This is a genomic window from Streptomyces sp. NRRL F-525 (assembly GCF_000716605.1).
In the GTDB taxonomy this organism is placed as follows: domain Bacteria; phylum Actinomycetota; class Actinomycetes; order Streptomycetales; family Streptomycetaceae; genus Streptomyces.
In genome coordinates this window covers 1-18,593 of sequence record NZ_JNXE01000050.1, presented here as the reverse complement: position 1 = coordinate 18,593, position 18,593 = coordinate 1, and the positions used below count along the sequence as shown (strand labels likewise).

The window sequence follows — 18,593 nt, the reverse complement described above, 5'->3', positions numbered from 1 at the left end:
TCATTGTGGCTTGCGTGAAGATCGTCGTGCAGGTTCGCCTTATGCCAACGCCTGAGGTGGCGTTGGCACTTGAGCGCACCCTGCACGCCTGCAACGACGCGGCGAACTGGCTCTCGGGCCAGGCCCACGAGCGCGGTGAGACCTCGCGCAAGGCGTTGCAGGGCTTTGCCTACCGGGACCTGAAAGGCCGGGGACTGTCGGCACAACCGGCGCTGCATGTGCTGCGCAAGGTCGCCGACGCCCGTCACCTTCCGGCCGGATGCGGCGCAGCCGTATGACGATCGCTGTCTCAGCTGGCAGATCGATGAGCAGACCGTAAGCATCTGGACTACCGCCGGACGTATCCGGGGTGTGCGGTTCACCTGCTCCGAGCAGGCCCGTAAGCCCCTCGCCGAGTACCGCAAGGGCGAGAGCGATCTCGTCCACCGTGACGGCATGTGGTTGCTGATCGCCACCTGCGAGGTATCCGAGGCCGAGCAGTATGAGCCTGATGGTTTTATCGGCGTGGACCTTGGCATTGCCAACATCGCCACCACCAGCACGGGTTACCGGGCGGCCGGGCGGGATCTGAACAGACGCCGTAAGCGGCACCATGACCTGCGCCGCAAACTCCAAGCCAAGCACACCAAGTCCGCCAAGCGTCGCCTGAAGAACCGGCGCCGCAAAGAACAGCGGCACGCTGCGAACGTCAACCACATCATCTCGAAGAAGATCGTGGCCGAGGCTGAACGCACCTCGTCCGGTATCGCCCTGGAGGACCTGGGCGGCATCCGGCAGAGGGCACGGCTGAGGAAGCCCCAACGGGTCACGCTCCACTCCTGGGCCTTCGCCCAGCTCGGCGCATTCGTCGAGTACAAGGCGCAGCGGGCCGGCGTCCCACTGGTGTACGTCGATCCGGCGTACACCAGCCAGGAATGCGCCGAGTGCCATCACATCGAGAAGAAGAACCGGGTCGATCAGGCCCTTTTTGTCTGCCGGAGGCGCGGGGTCGTTGCCCACGCCGACCGGAATGCTTCCCACGTGATCGGCCAACGCGGCGAGATCGTGTGGAATGCGGGGCGTGAGTCACGCGTCCCTGCCACCCCGTAGGGGTGTCTGGACGGAGGAGCCAACCCAGCAGCCAGTTGGGCACTACCTCCAAAGCTGCTGGCCCTTCAGGGCCGGGTCAAGTTGACTGATCGCGTGCGCGTAGTGACATGGAACCTGTGGTGGCGGTACGGGCCCTGGGAGGCCCGGCAGAAGGCGATCCTGGCCGTGTTGCGGGAGCTCGATCCCGATGTCGTCGGGCTGCAGGAGGTGTGGGACGCCGAGGATGTGAACCTCGCCGCCTGGCTCGCCTCGGAACTCGGGATGCACTGGACCTGGGGAGCCTCCCACGACCCCGGGTTCTGGCAGCGGCGACTCGGCGATACCGCCGTCGGGATCGGCAACGCCGTCCTCAGCCGCTGGCCCGTCGCCGAGCGGGCCGTGCTGCCGTTGCCGCCGGGCGACGGGGACGGCGGCCGGCTCGCGCTCTACGCGGGGCTGGACGCGCCGGGGTACCGCGTCCCCTTCTTCACCGTCCATCTCTCCTCCGCCACCGCCGCCTCGGCCGTACGGTGCCAACAGGTCACCGCACTCGCGGAGTTCGTCGCCGAGCACCGTGGAGAGGGGCCGTTTCCGCCTGTCGTCACCGGGGACTTCAACGCCTGGCCCGACTCGGACGAGGTGCGGTTGTTCGGTGGGTACCGGACCGCGCCCGCCGTACCCGGTCAAGTCCTCGTGGACGCCTGGGACTTCGCCGACCCCGGGACGCCTTCGGCCACCTGGGATCTCCGGAATCCGTACGTCGCGGGCACGTTCGGGCCGAGTGTCCGTGTCGACTACGTCTTTGTCGCGCCGACCGGGAAGGGCGGGCTCGGGCATGTGCGGGGCGTGCGGCGGGCCGGGGACGGGCCGGTCGGCGGGGTGTGGCCGACCGACCACGCGGCGGTTGTCGTGGAGCTGAGCGACGAACTCGGCGCGGAATCCGCCTAGTTCACCGCTTGGCCTCACCCAGGAAGATCGGGTTCGTGAACGCCGCCAGCGCCCCCGGTACCGGTCCCGCCGCCGTCTCGTGCCTCAACTCGGCCCGTACGTACGCCGCGTAGGCAGCCGTCGTATGCCACTCCAAGGTCCCCGCCCCATCCACCGGCAGCGGATCGCTGGTGAGCAGGACCCCCTGGTCGGTCACGAAGCGGACGGTGCAGCGCGGGGCGCCGGTGACTTCCAGCCGTAGCGTGACCGGGGTGTCCGCATCCACCTCCAACCGCTCGCCGATTCCCGCCTGTTGGGCGCGGCCGCCGGTCGCGGTGAAGGTGAGGGAGAGGTTCTTGGACTCGGCGACGTAGGAACGGCCCGCGCGGAGGCCGTCCTGGATCGCCTCCCGCGTCAAGTCGTCGGCCAGGACGACGGTTTGGGGCAGGCCGACCGCGTCGGGGTCGCGGTGGGCGTCGCTGTTGCCCATCGCCGGGAGCCACGCGCGGTTCTCGCGGACCGACGCCACCAGCGTCGCGTCCCAGGAGGCGAGGGCGACTTCGTCGTCGGGCGTGTAGGGGCCGTTCCACACCTCGACCGCGTCCGCCTCGCCGAAGCCGAACTTCCAGGCGCAGCCGATGCAGGCGGCGTGCGGGTGGGCGGGGACGACCAGGCCGCCGGCGCGGCGGATCTCGCGGGCGTACTTTCCGAAGCGGTTGTCGCGGGCCCGGTAGCGCCAGTCGATGAAGGTGTCGGGCTCGGTGCCGAGGGCGACGACGTGACCGTTACGGGTCGTGACTTCCTCGCCGAGCATGATCAGCAGGTCGTCGCCCGCCTCGGAGGCCCAATGCGGGTGCGAGGACTGGGTGTTGTGGTCCGACGTGTTGATGAAGTCCAGGCCCGCCGCCCGCGCCAGCGCCGCGATCTCGGCCGGGGTGCGGCGCCCGTCCGAGTACCAGGAGTGCAGGTGGCAGTCGCCCCGGTACCAGGCCCGGCCGCGTCCCGTCGCCCGCACCGGCGGGTACACCGGCCGCGGGGCGGTGCCCGGTTCGCCGTAGGTGAGCGTGATCGTGAGCTCGTACGACAGGCCCTGCGGGGAGACGGTGTACGGGCCCAGCGCGACGTGCCAGGTGCCGGCGCGCACCGGGCCGGGGATGTAGCCGGGCGTCGCGTCGTCGACGCGGAGGAAGAACTCCGTGCGGGCGCCGCCCGACCAGCCCCGGAAGCCCTTGCCGCCGAGGTCGGTGCCGTGCTGGTCGAAGATGCCGATGTCGAGGGCGTTGCCCTGGGTGCCGGCCGGGACGGAGGGCTTGTCGTACGTGTACGCGACCTTCAGCTCGCGGACCCCCGCGGGGACCTCGACCGGCACGTACACGTAGTCGGGCGAGCCGGTCGGGAGGGTGCCCCGTACCGTCCGGCTCTCCTGGTCGCCGTCTGCCGCGGCCGCGGCGCCGCTCGCGAAGGTCACGCTTCCCAACGTAAGCGCGGCGGCGGCGCCCGTCACGATCAGCGCGCGTCTGGTGGTGCCGTTTCCGTGATCGTCGTCGCACATGCTGCTGCTCCCGGGGTGTCGTGAGTGACAGGGATGGCGCGTACGACTCTGATAGTCGGCTGTGAACTCCCGTGCAAGGACAGGGAATCGCCGGGTGTCGGGAAACCGGAGTCGGCACGGACGAGGGCTGGAGGCGGTAGGGGGAGGGTGGGGTGCTCCCTCTGCCAGTGACACCGTGTAACGACCTGCCCGGCCGGAACGAATCGGGCGTCCCTCTTTGGCCTGATCAGACCGATCGTATGCTCGAAGGATGACGACTCCCGCGAGCTCCGGAACCGGCCCGACCGAGAACTCCATGCGTCGCGCCCTCAAACGCGCCCGTGACGGCGTGGCCCTCGACGTCACGGAAGCCGCGGTGCTGCTCCAGGCGCGCGGCGAGGCCCTCGACGACCTCACCGCGTCCGCCGCCCGCGTGCGCGACGCGGGCCTGGCGACGGCCGGCCGCCCCGGCGTGATCACGTACTCGAAGAGCGTCTTCATCCCCCTCACCCGCCTGTGCCGCGACAAGTGCCACTACTGCACCTTCGTCACCGTCCCCGGCAAGCTCCGCCGGGCCGGCCACGGGATGTTCATGTCCCCGGACGAGGTCCTCGACATCGCGCGCAAGGGCGCCGAACTCGGTTGCAAGGAAGCCCTGATCACCCTCGGCGACAAGCCCGAGGACCGCTGGCCGGAGGCGCGCGAGTGGCTCGACGCGCACGGTTACGACGACACGATCGCGTACGTCCGCGCCATCTCGATCCGCATCCTGGAGGAGACGGGCCTGCTTCCGCACCTCAACCCGGGTGTCATGACGTGGACGGACTTCCAGCGGCTCAAGCCCGTCGCCCCGTCCATGGGCATGATGCTGGAGACGACGGCGACCCGCCTCTGGTCCGAGCCCGGTGGCCCGCACTACGGCTCCCCGGACAAGGAGCCCGCCGTACGCCTGCGTGTGCTGGAGGACGCGGGCCGGTCCTCGGTCCCCTTCACGAGCGGCATCCTGATCGGCATCGGCGAGACGTACGAGGAGCGCGCGGACGCCCTCTTCGCACTGCGGAAGGTGTCCCGCTCGTACCACGGCATCCAGGAACTGATCATCCAGAACTTCCGCGCCAAGCCGGACACGGCGATGCGCGGGATGCCGGACGCGGAGCTGGACGAGCTGGTGGCGACGGTCGCGGTGGCCCGGCACATCATGGGCCCGGCGGCCTGCATCCAGGCCCCGCCGAACCTCGTCGACTCGGAGTACAAGCGCCTGATCGGCGCGGGCATCGACGACTGGGGCGGGGTCTCGCCCCTGACGATCGACCACGTGAACCCCGAACGCCCTTGGCCCCAGATCGAGTTGCTCCGCGAGCAATCGGCGGAGGCGGGCTTCGAGTTGCGTGAACGGCTGTGTGTGTACCCGGAGTTCGTGGGCCGCGGCGAACCCTGGCTGGACCCGCGCCTGTTGCCGCACGTACGGGCACTGGCGGACCCGGAGACGGGCCTGGCGCGTGAGGACGCGAAGGTCGAGGGCCACGCGTGGCAGGAGCCGGAGGAGGCCTTCGTGTCGTCCGGCCGTACGGATCTGCATGTGTCGATCGACACGGAGGGCCGTACGTCCGACCGCCGTGACGACTTCGACGAGGTCTACGGCGACTGGGGTGCCCTGCGCGAGGCGGCGGCGCCCGGCATGGTCCCCGAGCGCATCGACACGGACGTACGGCAGGCACTGGCGACGGCGGCCGACGACCCCACTCGCCTCACCGACGCGGAGGCGCTGGCGCTGCTGCACGCGGACGGTCCGGCGCTGGACGCGCTGACGCGGATCGCGGACGACGTGCGGAAGTCGGTGGTCGGCGACGAGGTGACGTACATCGTCACGCGGAACATCAACTTCACCAACGTCTGTTACACCGGCTGCCGTTTCTGCGCCTTCGCGCAGCGTCGTACGGACGCGGACGCGTACACGCTCTCCCTGGACCAGGTGGCGGACCGGGCCCAACAGGCGTGGGAAGTCGGGGCAGTCGAGGTCTGCATGCAGGGCGGTATCCACCCCGACCTGCCCGGGACGGCGTACTTCGACATCGCGAAGGCGGTGAAGGAGCGGGTTCCCGGGATGCACGTCCACGCGTTCTCCCCGATGGAGGTCGTCAACGGCGCGACGCGCACTGGCCTTTCGATCCGCGAGTGGCTGACGGCGGCGAAGGAGGCGGGCCTCGACACGATCCCCGGCACGGCGGCGGAGATCCTGGACGACGAGGTGCGGTGGGTCCTGACGAAGGGGAAGCTGCCGACGGCGACGTGGATCGAAGTGGTCACGACAGCCCACGAGTTGGGCATCCGCTCGTCGTCGACGATGATGTACGGCCATGTCGACCAGCCGCGCCACTGGCTGGGCCACCTCCGCACCCTGGCCGGGATCCAGCAACGCACGGGCGGATTCACGGAGTTCGTGACGCTGCCGTTCATCCACACCAACGCGCCGGTGTACTTGGCGGGGATCGCTCGCCCCGGCCCGACGATGAGGGACAACAGGGCGGTGGTGGCGATGGCGAGGCTGCTCCTGCACCCTTGGATCCCCAACATCCAGACGAGCTGGGTGAAGCTGGGCTCGGAGGGCGCGGCGGAGATGCTGCGCTCCGGGGCGAACGACCTCGGCGGCACGCTGATGGAGGAGACGATCTCGCGGATGGCGGGTTCGTCGTACGGCTCGTACAAGTCGGTGCGGGACCTGGTCGCCGTAGCGGAACTGGCGGGCCGGCCGGCGCGGCCGCGCACCACTCTCTACGGCGAGGTGCCGGAGGAGCGGCAGCGGACCGCTTCCGTCTCGGACGGACATCTGCCGGAGCTGTTGCCGGTGCTGGACTGAGCGGGAGGAGGGTTGGACGGGGGCCGGTACGATGATCCGACCCCTGTTCGATCGGGATGTGGGGGCTGTGAGTAGCTGAGGAGATGCGTGCCCGTGCCTGCCTCCAAGGTCTGGGTGACCGGTCTGACGGTGGGAGCGATCGCCGCGGTCACGGTCCTGGCCGTCCAGGCCAACAAGGGCCCGCACCCCAAGGCGTCCGCCGCCCGCCCGAGCGCCTCGGCGTCCGCGCACGCGTCCACGTCCCCGAAGCCGCACGCGACGGCCGCCGCGGTACCGGCCTCCTCCGGTACCGGGCGGCGCATCGTCTACGCCGTCGGCCAGAAACGGGTCTGGCTGGTCGACGCGAGCGACAAGGCGGGCCGTACGTTCGCGGTCTGGCCGGGCACGGTGAGTCCGGACCCGGGCACGTACACGGTGTCGGTCCGCAAGGACGCCACGACGGGTTCCGACGGCGTCCAGATCGAGAACATCGTCTACTTCGCCACCAAGTCCGGCCTCAACATCGCTTTCTCCAACGCGGTGGACGGCTCCTCGCCCCCGCCGGCGGCGGGCAAGGAGACGGGCGGCGTCCGCATGGGCAAGGCGGACGGGGCGGCGCTGTGGACGTTCGGGACGACGAGCACGAAGGTGATCGTGGTCAAGTAGCGGAACTCCTGGCCGGGAGCTGCACGACGAGCAGCACGACCCCGCTCAGCAGGAACACCCGGGTCGCGGCCTCGAGCCCGTTCCAGTCCTTCGACTGCCACATCGCGAACCACTCACCCCCGACGGCGATGAACCCGGCCCCGAACAACACCATCAGCATGAGCAGCCCGTACGTGGAGAACCGCCGAGCCCGCTCGTAGTCGTGCCGAACCCACAGCCAGGTCCCATACATGAGCACGAGCGCGGCAAGGGTCTCCCACACGATGATCACGACATAGACGGCGTCCTGCAGCCCTTTGCTGCTGACCGCCCGCCACATCAGATCGTCGTCCTTGAACGTCGTGTCCATGGCCAGCACATGCCGCACGAACTGCTGGTTGGTCCCGAAGTCGGTGATGTTCCCGAAGGCGACGAGGGCGATGTAGAGGGCGACGGTGGCGGTGAGGAGGGTGGCGGCGAGTGTCGCCGCGGTGCGTGGGGTAGGGGCGCTCATGACAGGTTCCTTCCCTGTGCGGGCGGGCTGAAGAGGGGGCGTACGGGTGGCGCAGGCGCGGCCGTCGATGCAGGAGCTGATCCGGCGGCGCAGGCGGGCCGGTTTCGTGGGGCGGGATGTCGAACGGGCCGCGTTCCGGGCCAACTTCGGGGTCGCGCCCGAGGACGAGCGGCACCGGTTCCTCTTCCACGTGCACGGCAACGCGGGGGTCGGGAAGACGTTCCTGGTACGGGAGTTGGAGCAGGTCGCGCGGGAGACGGGCGCGGTGACGGCGTACGTCGACGAGAGCGCCGGGAGCGTGCCGGAGGCGATGGCGGGGATCAGCCGTCAGTTCGCCGTGCAGGGACACAGGTTCAAGGAGCTGGAGCGACTGGTCGCCGCGCATCGCGAGCGGCGGCACGAGGCGGAGGCGGCTCTCGTGGCCATGCCCGAACCGGAGCCGGAGGGTCCGTCGGCGGGCAGCATGGTGGCGGCGCGGGCCGGATTGGCCGGACTCGGCATGGTGCCGGGGGTCGGCGCTTTCGCGGGTGCGCTCGACGCCGCCCAACTCGCCCAGGGGGCGGACCGGTTGAGGGCCGGGCTCAGCGCGCGTTTCCGCAATCAGGAGGACGTGCAGCTGGTTCTGGCACCGGAGCGCGTCCTCACGCCGGTCCTGCTCGGCGAACTCGCCGACTTGGCGTCCCGGGTGCCCTGGATCGTCCTGTTCTTCGATACGTACGAGCGCACGGGGCCGTTTCTCGACGGCTGGCTGCACGAGGTGATGACGAGCGACCTGTACGGTTCCCTGCCGGCCACGGTCGTCGTGGTGACCGCCGGCCAGCATTCCTTCGACACCGCTCGCTGGGGCGGCTTCGCGGACTTCGTGGCCGATGTGCCGCTCGGCCCGTTCACGGAGGCGGAGACGCGGGGACTGCTCGCGGGCAAGGGGGTGGTGGCCGAGCCTGTGGTCGAGGAGGTGCTGCGGCTCACGGGCGGACTGCCGGTGCTGGTGTCGACGCTGGCCGAACAGCGTCCCGCCGATCCGGACGACGTGGGCGATCCCAGCGCCACGGCGGTCGAACGCTTCCTGAGGTGGGAACACGACCCGGTGCGCCGGGCGGTGGCGCTCGCGTGCGCGTTGCCCCGGACCCTGGACATGGACGTGTTCCGGGCCGCCGTCGAATGCCCGGACGAGGAGGCGGAGGCGCTGTTCGCGTGGTTGCGTGGGCTGCCTTTCGTGGACGACCGGGGCGACCGCGTCCGCTACCACCACCTGGTGCGCGAGCCGATGCTTCGCCTGCAGCGCCGCCGTTCCCCACGCGGCTGGAGCGAGCGGCACGCACGTCTCGCCGAGGTCTTCGCCGGCTGGCGCGAAGAGTCCGAACAGACCAGGGAGCCCCACGAGTTCCGGTCGGACGAGGAGTGGCGCGAGTTGCGGCTGGCCGAGTCCTACCACTCCATGTGCGCGTCGCCCCGGACCGCGCCCACGACGGTGTCCGCCGACCTCGTCTCCGCCTGCTCCCACGGGGACGACGTGGTGCGCCGGTGGGTGCGGCTTGTGGCCGACGTGGGCGAGGACGCGGACGCGGAGGCCGTGCGGACGTACGGGCGAGCTCTGACGGAGGTGTTCGCGGACGGCGGTGTGGCCGGTCTGCTCCAGTCGCTGCTGAGCCGCGCGCGCGGTGACGAACGGTGGCGGGCGGACGCGTGGGCGCACCGGGGCGACGCCCTCGGCCGGGCCGGTGACTACGAGCAGGCCCTGGACAACTACGACCGTGCCCTCGCGCTCGACCCGGACCTCGTGCGAGCCCACCGGGCGAAGGCGGTGACCCAAGGCGCGATGGGTGACTACGACGCCGCGATCAGCGGTCTCGACCGGGTCACTGCTCTGGAGCCGGACAACGCGTACAACGTCATCCTGCGCGGTGAACACCACCGCATCGCACGCCATCACGCCGAGGCGATGCGGGACTTGGACGAGGGCATCCGCCTCGACCCGACGAGCGACTTCGCCTGGGCGTCCCGAGGCGCCACTCGCCTCTCCCTCGGCGAACTCGACCTGGCTCTGGCGGACTTGAACCGTGCGCTGGACCTCAAGCCCGACTACGCCTGGGCGCTTGCCCGCCGGGCGCGGGTGTGGCGGGCGTTCGGCGACCACGAACGCCAACTGGCCGACCTCGACCGCGCGATCCCGCTTCAACCCGACTGGGCCTGGGGCCTCTGCGAACGCGGCGACGCGCTCCGTACGGCCGGCCGCGACGAGGAGGCGCTCGCCGACTACGACCGTGCGCTCGCCCTCGACCCCGACTACGCGTCGGCGTACGCCAGCCGGGGCGCGAGCCTGGCCAATCTGGGCCGTGACGAGGAGGCGCTCGTCGACCTGGACCGCGCCCTGGAACTCAAACCGTCGTACGCCTGGGCCGCGGAGTGGAGCCGCTTCTTGTCAGTGTCGGGATTGCGGGAGCCGAGTAAAGGGCGCTCCCTGCGGTCGCGTCGCCTGCGGCGATGGCCCTGCGGGCCACCCTTGACTCGTCTCCCGCAATCCCGTTTCAGAAGCGAGCGGGCGGCCCCGAGGGATGGGTGGCCAGGCAGGCATGCCCCTGTCTGTACTGCGTTGCGGGCCGGTACAGCGGGGCGCGCCCGCGCCTCGCCAGCACGCCGGGTGGGCTTAGCGGCTACCGGCCGGTGGGGGCTTCGCGGGGGACACCTTGTCCGTAGAAGTGTGACGGTCCAAGCGAAAGTGTCACACTTCCCAGCCCCACCCCTCCCGCCCCCGGCCCTGCCCTCGGCTTCCAGCATCCCCCCAACCTCCCACTCGCCGTTGGCCGCTGAGCCGAGGCGGCGTGCTGGCGAGAGCTTCTGAAACGGGCTGGAGCGGCCCTAGTCAAGGGTGGAGCGAAGCGGAATCGCCGAAGGCGACGCGTAGCGCAGCGGAGCGCCCTTTACTCGGGCCGTGGAAGCCCGACACTGGCTGAGAAGCGAGTGGCCCAACGGTCACGTCTCAAGCACCGCGAGGTTCGACTCCGGCTATACCGATCCACCCCCTCAACCCACCGTCCCCGTTCGATTACAGTGCTGAACTGACTCGTACGTATGGACGCAGCCCGAGGAGGCCTTGGTGAGTACGGCAACCGCGGCCGTCTGGGGTCGGGTCGAGCAGCAGGATTTTCGTAGTCGGGTGCGGGGGACACTGCTCGGGGCCGCCGTGGGGGACGCGCTCGGCGCACCCGTGGACCTGCTGGCGATCGACGAGATCCGGGAGGCCTACGGTGCGGAGGGCGTCGTAGATCTCGCCTTCGGGTACGGGCGGCGGGGGGCCGTCACTCATCTCACTCAGCTCAGTCTCTTCACCGTGGACGGGTTGATCCGGGCGCAGGTGCGGCGTGATACCGGGGCCTGGCATCCGCCTACCGATCTGCATCGGGCCTACTTGCGGTGGGCCGCTACCCAGCATGACTGGGGGCCCGATGAGCGTCGTAAGGATGACGGGTGGCTTGCTCGGGAAGAGTGGCTTTACGCTCGGCGCGATCCAACTCGGGCCTGTTTGTTGGGGTTTGGGGATGAGCGGATGGGGACACTTGACGCGCCCAAGAATCCTGGTGAGGTGGGAGGGGAAGCCGCCGCTCGGTCCGCGCCTTTTGGGTTGCTCGTGGGGTGGGAGCCTCAGCTGGTGATGCAGCTCGCCGTGGAGTGTGCCGCTCAGACCCATGGGCATCCCGTCGGGCATCTCTCCGCCGGTGCCTACGCCGTCATCGTGCACGGGCTCGCCCGCGGTGAGAGTCTCGACGCCGCCGTGCAGCGGGCGCTCGGTCTGCTGGCCGCCCGGCCCGGGCATCAGCCCGTCTCCGTCGCACTCCAGCGCGCCCTCGGCGCCGTACGACAGGGCATGCCCACCTCCGCGCGGGTCGAGGAACTCGTGGGGGAGGGGAACGCGGACGGGGTGCTCGCGGGGGCTGTCTACTGCGCGCTCGTCGGTGAGGACGTACGGCATGGGCTGTGTCTGGCCGTGAATCACGGCGGGCCTTCCGGGACCGCGGGGGCGCTCACCGGTGGGCTGCTTGGGGCGTTGCACGGCGAGACGGCCCTCCCGCCGGCCTGGCTGGCCGAGCTGGAGGGCCGTCCTACGTTGCTTGTGCTGGCCGATGACTTCGCGGTGGAGATGACCCAGGGGCCCGCGTTGCACGGGCCCGCCGGGTCCGCCCCGGGGTGGATCGCCAGATATCCCAGAGGCGCGTAGCCGTAGCTACGACTGGCTGCCCACCACGTCGTCGCCCGCACCCGTCTGCGTCCCTGCCTGCGCCGGTACCGCTACCGCCGCCGCCTCCCCGTCGTCGTCCCCGCCGCCGTTGATCTTCTCGATCAGCGCGTCCCGTTCCGGGGTGTCCTCGGGCTTCACGTAGCCGATGAGGATGTAGAGGACCAGGGAGACCGCGAGGGGGATCGACACCTGGTACTGGAGCGGGACTCCGCCGTCGACCTCCCAGTTGATCGGGTAGTTGACCAGCCAGAAGGCGAACAGGCCCGCCGCCCAGCTCGTCAGCGCCGCCGTGGGACCGGACTTGCGGAACGGGCGGAGCAGACCCAGCATCATCGGGATCGCGATCGGGCCCATCAGACCGGCGACCCACTTGATGACGACCGTGATGATGTCCTTGAACGTGGGCGAGTTGATCTGGGTCGCCACCGACATCGACAGGCCGAGGAAGACGACCGTCGTCACGCGGGCCGCGATGAGGCCCGAACGGTCGTCCCACGCACGGGCCTTGGCCGATACGACCGGTGCTACGTCCCGGGTGAAGACGGCCGCGATCGCGTTGGCGTCGGACGAGCACATGGCCATCGTGTGGGAGAAGAAGCCGACGACGACCAGGCCCAACAGGCCGTGTGGCAGCAGCTGTTCGGTCATCAGGCCGTAGGAGTCGGAGCCGTCCGGTTTCTGCGCGTGGACCAGGAGCGGGGACATCCACATGGGGAAGAAGAGGACCGTCGGCCAGATCAGCCACAGCGCCGCCGACAGCCGGGCCGAACGCTCGGCCTCGTAGGGGCTCTTGGTGGCCATGTAGCGCTGGGCCTGGTTGAGCATGCCGCCGTTGTACTCGAAGAGCTTGATGAAGAGGAACGCGAGGAGGAAGACCGTGCCGTAGGGGCCGACCAGCGGTTTGCCGTGGCCCTGGAGGGCCGGTTCGTCCCAGGCGCCGAGGAAGCCGATGCCCTTGTCGTGCAACTTCAGTACGACGGCCACGAACATGGAGACGCCGGCCAGCAACTGGATGATGAACTGGCCGAGTTCGGTCAGCGCGTCCGCCCAGAGGCCGCCGATCGTGCAGTAGACCGCCGTGATCGCGCCGGTGATGAGGATGCCCTGGTTCAGGGACACACCTGTGAACACCGACAACAGGGTCGCGATCGCCGCCCACTTGGCCGCCACGTCCACGATCTTCAGCAGCATCCCGGACCAGGCGAGCGCCTGTTGGGTCTTGAGGTTGTAGCGGTTCTTCAAGTACTCGAGCGGGGACGCCACATGGAGCCGTGAGCGCAGCCGGTTGATGCGCGGCGCGAACAGCTTGGAGCCGATGGCGATGCCCAGCGCGATCGGGAACGACCAGGTGATGAAGGACGTGACGCCGTAGGTGTAGGCGATGCCCGCGTAGCCGGTGAACATCACCGCGCTGTAGCCCGACATGTGGTGCGAGATGCCGGAGAGCCACCACGGCATCTTCCCGCCGGCCGTGAAGAAGTCGCTCACGTTGTCGACGCGCTTGTGCGACCACACGCCGATCGCCACCATCACGCCGAAATAGCCGATGAGCACGGCCCAGTCGAGCCCGTTCATATGCGCCCTCCCACGATTGAGCCGGTTCAGCCCGGGGCTCATCGTGGGCGGTCGCGCGTGAGCACGACAAGTAAGCGTGCGGTCAAGGGGGAGTAAAATCGTTCGGATTGATGTTCCGCGTTCAGCTATGTGAACTCATCGCATCAGCTCACCGGCGTTGACCAGCAACGACTGTCCCGTGATCGCCCGCGCCCGTTCCGACGCCAGGAACACCGCCGCGTCCGCCACGTCCCCGTCCGTCGCCAGCTCCGGCAGCGCCATCCGGTCGGACAGCCGCTTCAGCACCTCCGCCTCCGGCACCTGCTCCGTGTGCGCGGTGAACTGCACGTACGCCTCCACCGGCGGCCCCCACATCCACCCCGGCAGCACGGTGTTCACCCGGATCCGGTACGGCCCCAACTCCCTTGCCAGCGAGTACATCGCGCTCGTCAGCGCCCCCTTCGACGCCGCGTACGCCGCCTGCCGTACTTGTGAGGGCGCGGCTACCGCCGACTGTGTTCCGATGAAGACGACCGAGCCGCCGCCCACCTCCTTCAGTGCCGGCAGGCAGGCCCGCGTCATCTTCAGCGTTCCCAGCAGGTTCACGTCGATCACCGACTGCCAGGTGGCGAAGTCCGCGTCCTCGACCCCGCCGAAGTAGCTGTCCCACGCGGCGACCTGGACCACCGCGTCGATGCGCCCGAACCGTTCCCGCGCCACCGCCACGAGCGCCTCGCACTGCCCCTCGTCCGTGATGTCCGTCGCCCGGTACGCCGTGTGCGTGCCGTCCGGATCGATCTCGGCGGCCGACTTGGCGAGATTCGCCTCCGTGCGCGTGCCGAGCACGGCGTTGCCTCCGTCCCGTACGACGGCCGCGGCGACCTGGTGGCCGAGTCCGGCCCCGACCCCCGAGACGACGACGGTCTTGCCCGCGAGCAGCGACATCCGATCCCTCCCGGGGTCTGGCGGTTTATCTGACGGGGCGTCAGAGTATGGGCGACCGGCGGAGGACGGAAGGGGAGCGACGTGAGCGAGGAAACCCGGAGCGACGAGTACGCCGAACTGGCCGCCGTAGGACCGTACGGAGTGCGGCCGGGGCATGCGCTGATCACCATGGTCGAACCGCGTCCCGGCCACGAGTACGCCTACAACCGCTGGTACGAGGACGACCACTACTACGCGGGCGCGATGGCCATGCCCTGGATGTACGCGGGCCGTCGCTGGGTCGCCACCCGGGACCTCCAACTCCTGCGCTGTCCCGAGAAGTCGGCGATCGCGCAGCCCGTCACCGCCGGCTGCTACCTCTCCACGTACTGGGTCACCGAGGGCCGCTACGACGACCACATGAAGTGGACCGTCGGCATCAACAAACGGCTCAATCGTGACGGGCGGGTGTACCAGGACCGTACGCACGTCTTCACCGCGTTCCAGGACCACGAGGCGACCGTGTACCGGGACGGCGCGGCGGGCCCGCGGGACTTCCACGCCCTCGACCACCCTTACGCCGGGCTGGTGTTGGAGGTCGTGGACAGTGAATCGGCGGACCAGCGCGCCGAGTTGCTGGAGTGGCTCCGCTCCCGGCACCTGCCCAAGCGGCTCGCCGGGTCACCCGCCGCCATGGTGACCGTCTTCCGGCCCACCCCCCTGCCGGGCGACCGCATGACCTACGTCAAGCAGGTCGAGGGGGTCGACACCCGGCTCACGTTGCTGTGGTTCCTGGAGGCGGATCCCCGGGAGTGCTGGGAGGAGTACTTCGCGGATCTCGAGACGCCGGTGGCCGAATCGGGGCTGGGGCGCGTGGAGTTGGTGGCACCCTTCATCCCGACGGTGCCGGGTACGGACAGGTACGTGGACCAACTCCGCTGACTGCTGCTTGAGTTCATCTACTTCAGTTCATCCGGGCACGGAGTTCCCCGGGGCAACTGGTACGGCGCCGCCAGCCGGTACGTTCCCGTCTTCGGTGCCAGCAGCATCGTCCACTTGTCGCCCTTGGAGTCCTCCTCCGTCTCCATCAGGCAGCCGTTGAGGTTGTCGTACGTCTTCGGCGTGCCCTCGGCGCGGTGCTTGGACGCGTCGGTCTCCTGCGGGGGCTTGAGGCTCTTGCCCTTCGCGTCGACGATGCTCAGCCACGGCGAGTACGGGATGCGGATGAGGATCCGGCCCTTCTTCTTCACCTCGATCGTCAACTCGCCCTGCTCCGCCCGGTCCACGACCGCGTTCGGCTCGGCGAGCGGCGCCGGGTCGGTGACTTGGAACAGCTGCCAGTTCGTGTCGCCCCAGACCTGCTTCAGGTACGGCATCCCGCGCTGGACCAGGGCCCGTTCGCGCTCGCCGCCGTCGCCGTCCGGCTTGTCCTTCGGCAGCACGACGTAGTGGACGGCCCAGCGCTGGAGCCACTCGTGGTAGTTCGCCGAGTTGAGCGTGTCGTCGTAGAAGAGCGGGTTGCGCTCCATGTCGGCCTGGCGGTTCCAGCCGCGCGCGAGGTTGACGTACGGCGCGAGCGCGGAGGCCTCGATGTGGGAGCGGGCCGGGACGACCTCGACGCGGCCGCGCTCGGCGCCGACCTCCTGGAGTTCGTTGACCAGGGGCGCGAGTTCGTGCGACCAGGACGCGGCCGGGGCGGTGTTGATCACGTCGTCGACCGACTTGAAGCCGATCCAGCCGTTGAAGCCGACGAAGGCCAGTGCGATCGCGTACCACTTGCGCGAGCGCGGCACCGCGAAGGGCAGCGCGGCGATCAGGGCGACCCCGGCGAACAGCATCGCCAGCCGGCTTATGTTCGAGCCGATCTGCGAACTGACCAGCCAGACCAGGATGACGCCGATGCTGTACACGGCCGACGTGATCCGTACGGTCGTCCACTCGCGCGGCACCAGGAAGTAGACGATCACCCCGGAGGCGAGCGGCAGGATCATCGAGCCGAACAGCATCGGCTGCGTACCGGAGAACGGGAACAGCCAGGCGGAGACCGCCACCACGGCCGCGGGCGCGAGGCCGAGGGCCCATGCGCCCGGGCGTCGCTTCTGCAGGAACAGGGCTACGGCGACCAGCCCCACGAACAGCCCGGCCACCGGGGACGACATGGTCGCGAGCGCGGCCAGCGGGGCCGCGCACAGGGCCTTCGCCCAGCGTTTGTAGCGCCAGCGGTACGGCCAGCAGAACACCACGGCCACCGCGCCGAGCCCGAAGACCAGGCCCAGGCCGTACGTCACGCGGCCCGACGCCGCGTTGCACAGCAGCGCGAAGACGCCCGCGAGCGAGGCCCACAGCGGGTTCCGCACCGCGCGGCTGCGGATCAGGATCATGGTGAGCAGGCCCGCCGAGATCGTCCCGGCGATCATCATCGTCGTACGGACACCGAGCACCGACATCAGATACGGCGAGACCACGCTGTACGACACCGGGTGCATGCCGCCGTACCAGGCGAGGTTGTACGCCGAGTCCGGGTGGCGGCCGACGAACTCCGCCCACGCGTCCTGCGCCGCGAGGTCGCCGCCACTGTTCGCGAACGTGAAGAACCAGACGACGTGGAGGACGCCGGAGAGGAGCGTGAAGCCGATCACCGGGTGGCGGAGGAAGGGGGCGCGGAGGCTGTCGATCAGCCGCGCCCACCGGCCGCTCCGCGAGCTTGCGCTAGCTGTTCCGTCGTCGTCCGTGCGGTGTGCGGGCAGCTGTATTCGCGGGCCGGCTACCGGGCCCGGATCGGCATCGTCGGCGCGTGTCGGCTCCGCTGTGGCCACCTGAAGGCACTCCCCGTGTCCCGTCTTCTGTTCCCGGCCGCGTTCCGTCCCGTTCCCGGCCTGTTCGACGCCGCGTCCGCTCGACCGGCGACGTGCCCCGATTCGCGACGCTAGCACGCACCCCGCCGACGGGCTCCCGGGTGGGGGCCCGCCGGCGGGACGCGGTGACGTGCGCGGTGACGTGCATCGCCTCGTGGGTCAGCCGAGGCGGGTCAGCTTGGACGTCAAGGCCGGTTCGGCGAGATCCTTCTGGAGGGCGACCGGCACCTTGACGGCACCGCTCGAACCGTCGCCCACGGTGAGCGTGCCCACCTTGGTGCCGGCCTTCGCGGTGTGCGGTACGGCGTCGGGGGCGAAGGACAGCTTCACCTTCAGGCCCGCCCAGCCGACGGCCGCGACGTCCTTGGTGACGACGACCGGGGTGTGACCGCCGAGCTGGTCGTCGACGTAGCCGACCACGGTCCCCTTCTTCAGGATCTTCGCCGAGGTCATCGCGTCCTGCGCCGCGAGCATCGCCGTCTTGCTGACCGCGTTGACGGTGTCGATGATCGGCGCGGTGTGCTGGCCGAGGATCGCGCCGACGACGACGGCCGTCTCACCGCCGACCTCCTTGGTGGCGGCGAAGAGCAGGTTGCCGCCGGCCGCGGTGGTGGTGCCGGTCTTGATGCCGAGCGAGTTGTTGTACGGCACCAGGCGGTTGTAGTTGGTCCACTTCTTGCCGGACGGGTCGACCCAGCTCGGCAGCTTGGTGATGTCCATCAGGGCCTGGATCTTGACCAGTTGGTTGCCGAGCTTCACCTGGTCCTCGGCGGAGGAGACGGTGGTCTCCTTGAGGCCGGAGGCGTCGGTGTACGTCGTGTTCGTCATCCCCAGTGACTTCGCGGTGTCGTTCATCTTCTTGATGAACGCGGCCTCGCTGCCCGCGTCCCAACGGGCCAGCAGGCGGGCGATGTTGTTCGCCGAGGGGATCATGATCGCCGAGAGTGCCTGCTTCTCGGTGAGGACGTCGCCGGCCTTCACGGTGTTGAGCGTGGACTCGCCGTCCTTGTCGTAGCCGCCCTCCTTCTCGGCGGTGGCGTCCACGGTGATCTTCTCGCCCTCCGTGCCCGCCTTCAGGGGGTGGTCCTTGAGGACGATGTACGCGGTCATCGCCTTGGCCACCGACCCGATCGCGACCGGGGTCTGCTTGCCGAAGTCGCCCATCGTGCCGATGCCGTTGACGTCCATCCAGCCCTGGCCCTCGCTGGGCCACGGGAGGTTCGCCTTGCTGCCGTCGAAGGTGTACGAGTCGTCGGCGGTGAGGGTGAGGGAGGGGGTGGGGAGAGGTCGTACGGCCTGTACTACTGCAAACACGATCGCCAGGAGGATGACCAGTGGGGTCCAGATCTTGACCCTGCGGATCGCTGTGCGGACCGGGGTTTCCGGGGGTGGCGGGGTGTTGGTCAGTTCGGCGAGGAGGTCCAGCGGGGGCTTCGGGGGGAGCGGTTGCTGGGTGGTGTGTTCCGGGCCGACCTGGGGGACGGGGCGGGTGGCGTCCGGTC

General features: G+C 69.7%; 11 protein-coding genes and 2 pseudogenes. 7 read left to right on the top strand and 6 right to left on the bottom strand.

Annotation, left to right across the window (positions count from 1 at the left end; translation table 11 throughout):
* Nucleotides 1-2 precede the first annotated feature (2 nt).
* A pseudogene (locus OO69_RS49085) lies at nt 3-1,089 on the top strand (RNA-guided endonuclease InsQ/TnpB family protein).
* A gap of 93 nt (nt 1,090-1,182) precedes the next feature.
* Nucleotides 1,183-2,016, top strand: a complete 834-nt coding sequence (locus tag OO69_RS43325) for an endonuclease/exonuclease/phosphatase family protein (protein WP_033286493.1) — start codon at nt 1,183-1,185, stop codon at nt 2,014-2,016.
* Nucleotide 2,017: 1 nt separating this feature from the next.
* Here the strand turns inward: OO69_RS43325 and OO69_RS43320 are convergent, their stop codons facing one another.
* Nucleotides 2,018-3,547: a CehA/McbA family metallohydrolase gene (locus tag OO69_RS43320; protein ID WP_033286492.1), complete on the bottom strand. Its 1,530-nt coding sequence runs from the start codon at nt 3,545-3,547 to the stop codon at nt 2,018-2,020.
* Between the two features lie 250 nt (nt 3,548-3,797).
* On the opposite strand from OO69_RS43320, the gene OO69_RS43315 reads away from it, so the two are divergent.
* Both OO69_RS43315 and OO69_RS43310 read left to right on the top strand, forming a co-directional pair.
* Nucleotides 3,798-6,383 (top strand): bifunctional FO biosynthesis protein CofGH, encoded by a 2,586-nt coding sequence (locus OO69_RS43315; protein ID WP_033286491.1) that lies wholly within the window; start codon nt 3,798-3,800, stop codon nt 6,381-6,383.
* Nucleotides 6,384-6,476: 93 nt separating this feature from the next.
* Entirely contained in the window at nt 6,477-7,028 is a 552-nt protein-coding gene (locus OO69_RS43310) for a hypothetical protein (protein WP_033286490.1), read from the top strand.
* Here the strand turns inward: OO69_RS43310 and OO69_RS43305 are convergent.
* Nucleotides 7,021-7,521, bottom strand: a complete 501-nt coding sequence (locus OO69_RS43305; protein ID WP_033286489.1) for a DUF2165 domain-containing protein — start codon at nt 7,519-7,521, stop codon at nt 7,021-7,023. The two genes, OO69_RS43310 and OO69_RS43305, sit on opposite strands and share 8 nt — an antisense overlap.
* 67 nt (nt 7,522-7,588) lie before the next feature.
* Here OO69_RS43305 and OO69_RS43300 point away from each other — a divergent pair, with 67 nt between their 5' ends.
* Both OO69_RS43300 and OO69_RS43295 read left to right on the top strand, forming a co-directional pair.
* Nucleotides 7,589-10,363, top strand: coding sequence for a tetratricopeptide repeat protein (locus OO69_RS43300; RefSeq protein ID WP_420707962.1), 2,775 nt, complete (start codon nt 7,589-7,591; stop codon nt 10,361-10,363).
* A 252-nt stretch (nt 10,364-10,615) separates the two neighbouring features.
* Nucleotides 10,616-11,737 carry an ADP-ribosylglycohydrolase family protein gene (locus OO69_RS43295; protein WP_033286488.1) on the top strand — a complete coding sequence of 374 codons (1,122 nt, stop codon included), beginning with the start codon at nt 10,616-10,618 and terminating at the stop codon, nt 11,735-11,737.
* Nucleotides 11,738-11,743: 6 nt separating this feature from the next.
* Here OO69_RS43295 and OO69_RS43290 read toward each other — a convergent pair whose 3' ends face one another.
* Together OO69_RS43290 and OO69_RS43285 are read right to left on the bottom strand one after the other, a co-directional pair.
* A complete protein-coding gene (locus tag OO69_RS43290; RefSeq protein ID WP_033286487.1) occupies nt 11,744-13,333 on the bottom strand; it encodes a sodium:solute symporter family protein in 1,590 nt (529 codons plus the stop codon).
* A 135-nt stretch (nt 13,334-13,468) separates the two neighbouring features.
* Entirely contained in the window at nt 13,469-14,257 is a 789-nt protein-coding gene (locus OO69_RS43285) for an SDR family oxidoreductase (RefSeq protein ID WP_033286486.1), read from the bottom strand.
* A gap of 81 nt (nt 14,258-14,338) precedes the next feature.
* Between OO69_RS43285 and OO69_RS43280 the strand changes: the two genes are divergently transcribed.
* A complete protein-coding gene (locus tag OO69_RS43280; protein ID WP_033286485.1) occupies nt 14,339-15,178 on the top strand; it encodes a hypothetical protein in 840 nt (279 codons plus the stop codon).
* A 17-nt stretch (nt 15,179-15,195) separates the two neighbouring features.
* On the opposite strand, the gene OO69_RS43275 is transcribed toward OO69_RS43280, so the two are convergent.
* Together OO69_RS43275 and OO69_RS43270 are read right to left on the bottom strand one after the other, a co-directional pair.
* Nucleotides 15,196-17,052 (bottom strand): hypothetical protein, encoded by a 1,857-nt coding sequence (locus OO69_RS43275; RefSeq protein ID WP_033286484.1) that lies wholly within the window; start codon nt 17,050-17,052, stop codon nt 15,196-15,198.
* A gap of 198 nt (nt 17,053-17,250) precedes the next feature.
* A pseudogene (locus tag OO69_RS43270) lies at nt 17,251-18,593 on the bottom strand (D-alanyl-D-alanine carboxypeptidase); the annotation flags it as partial.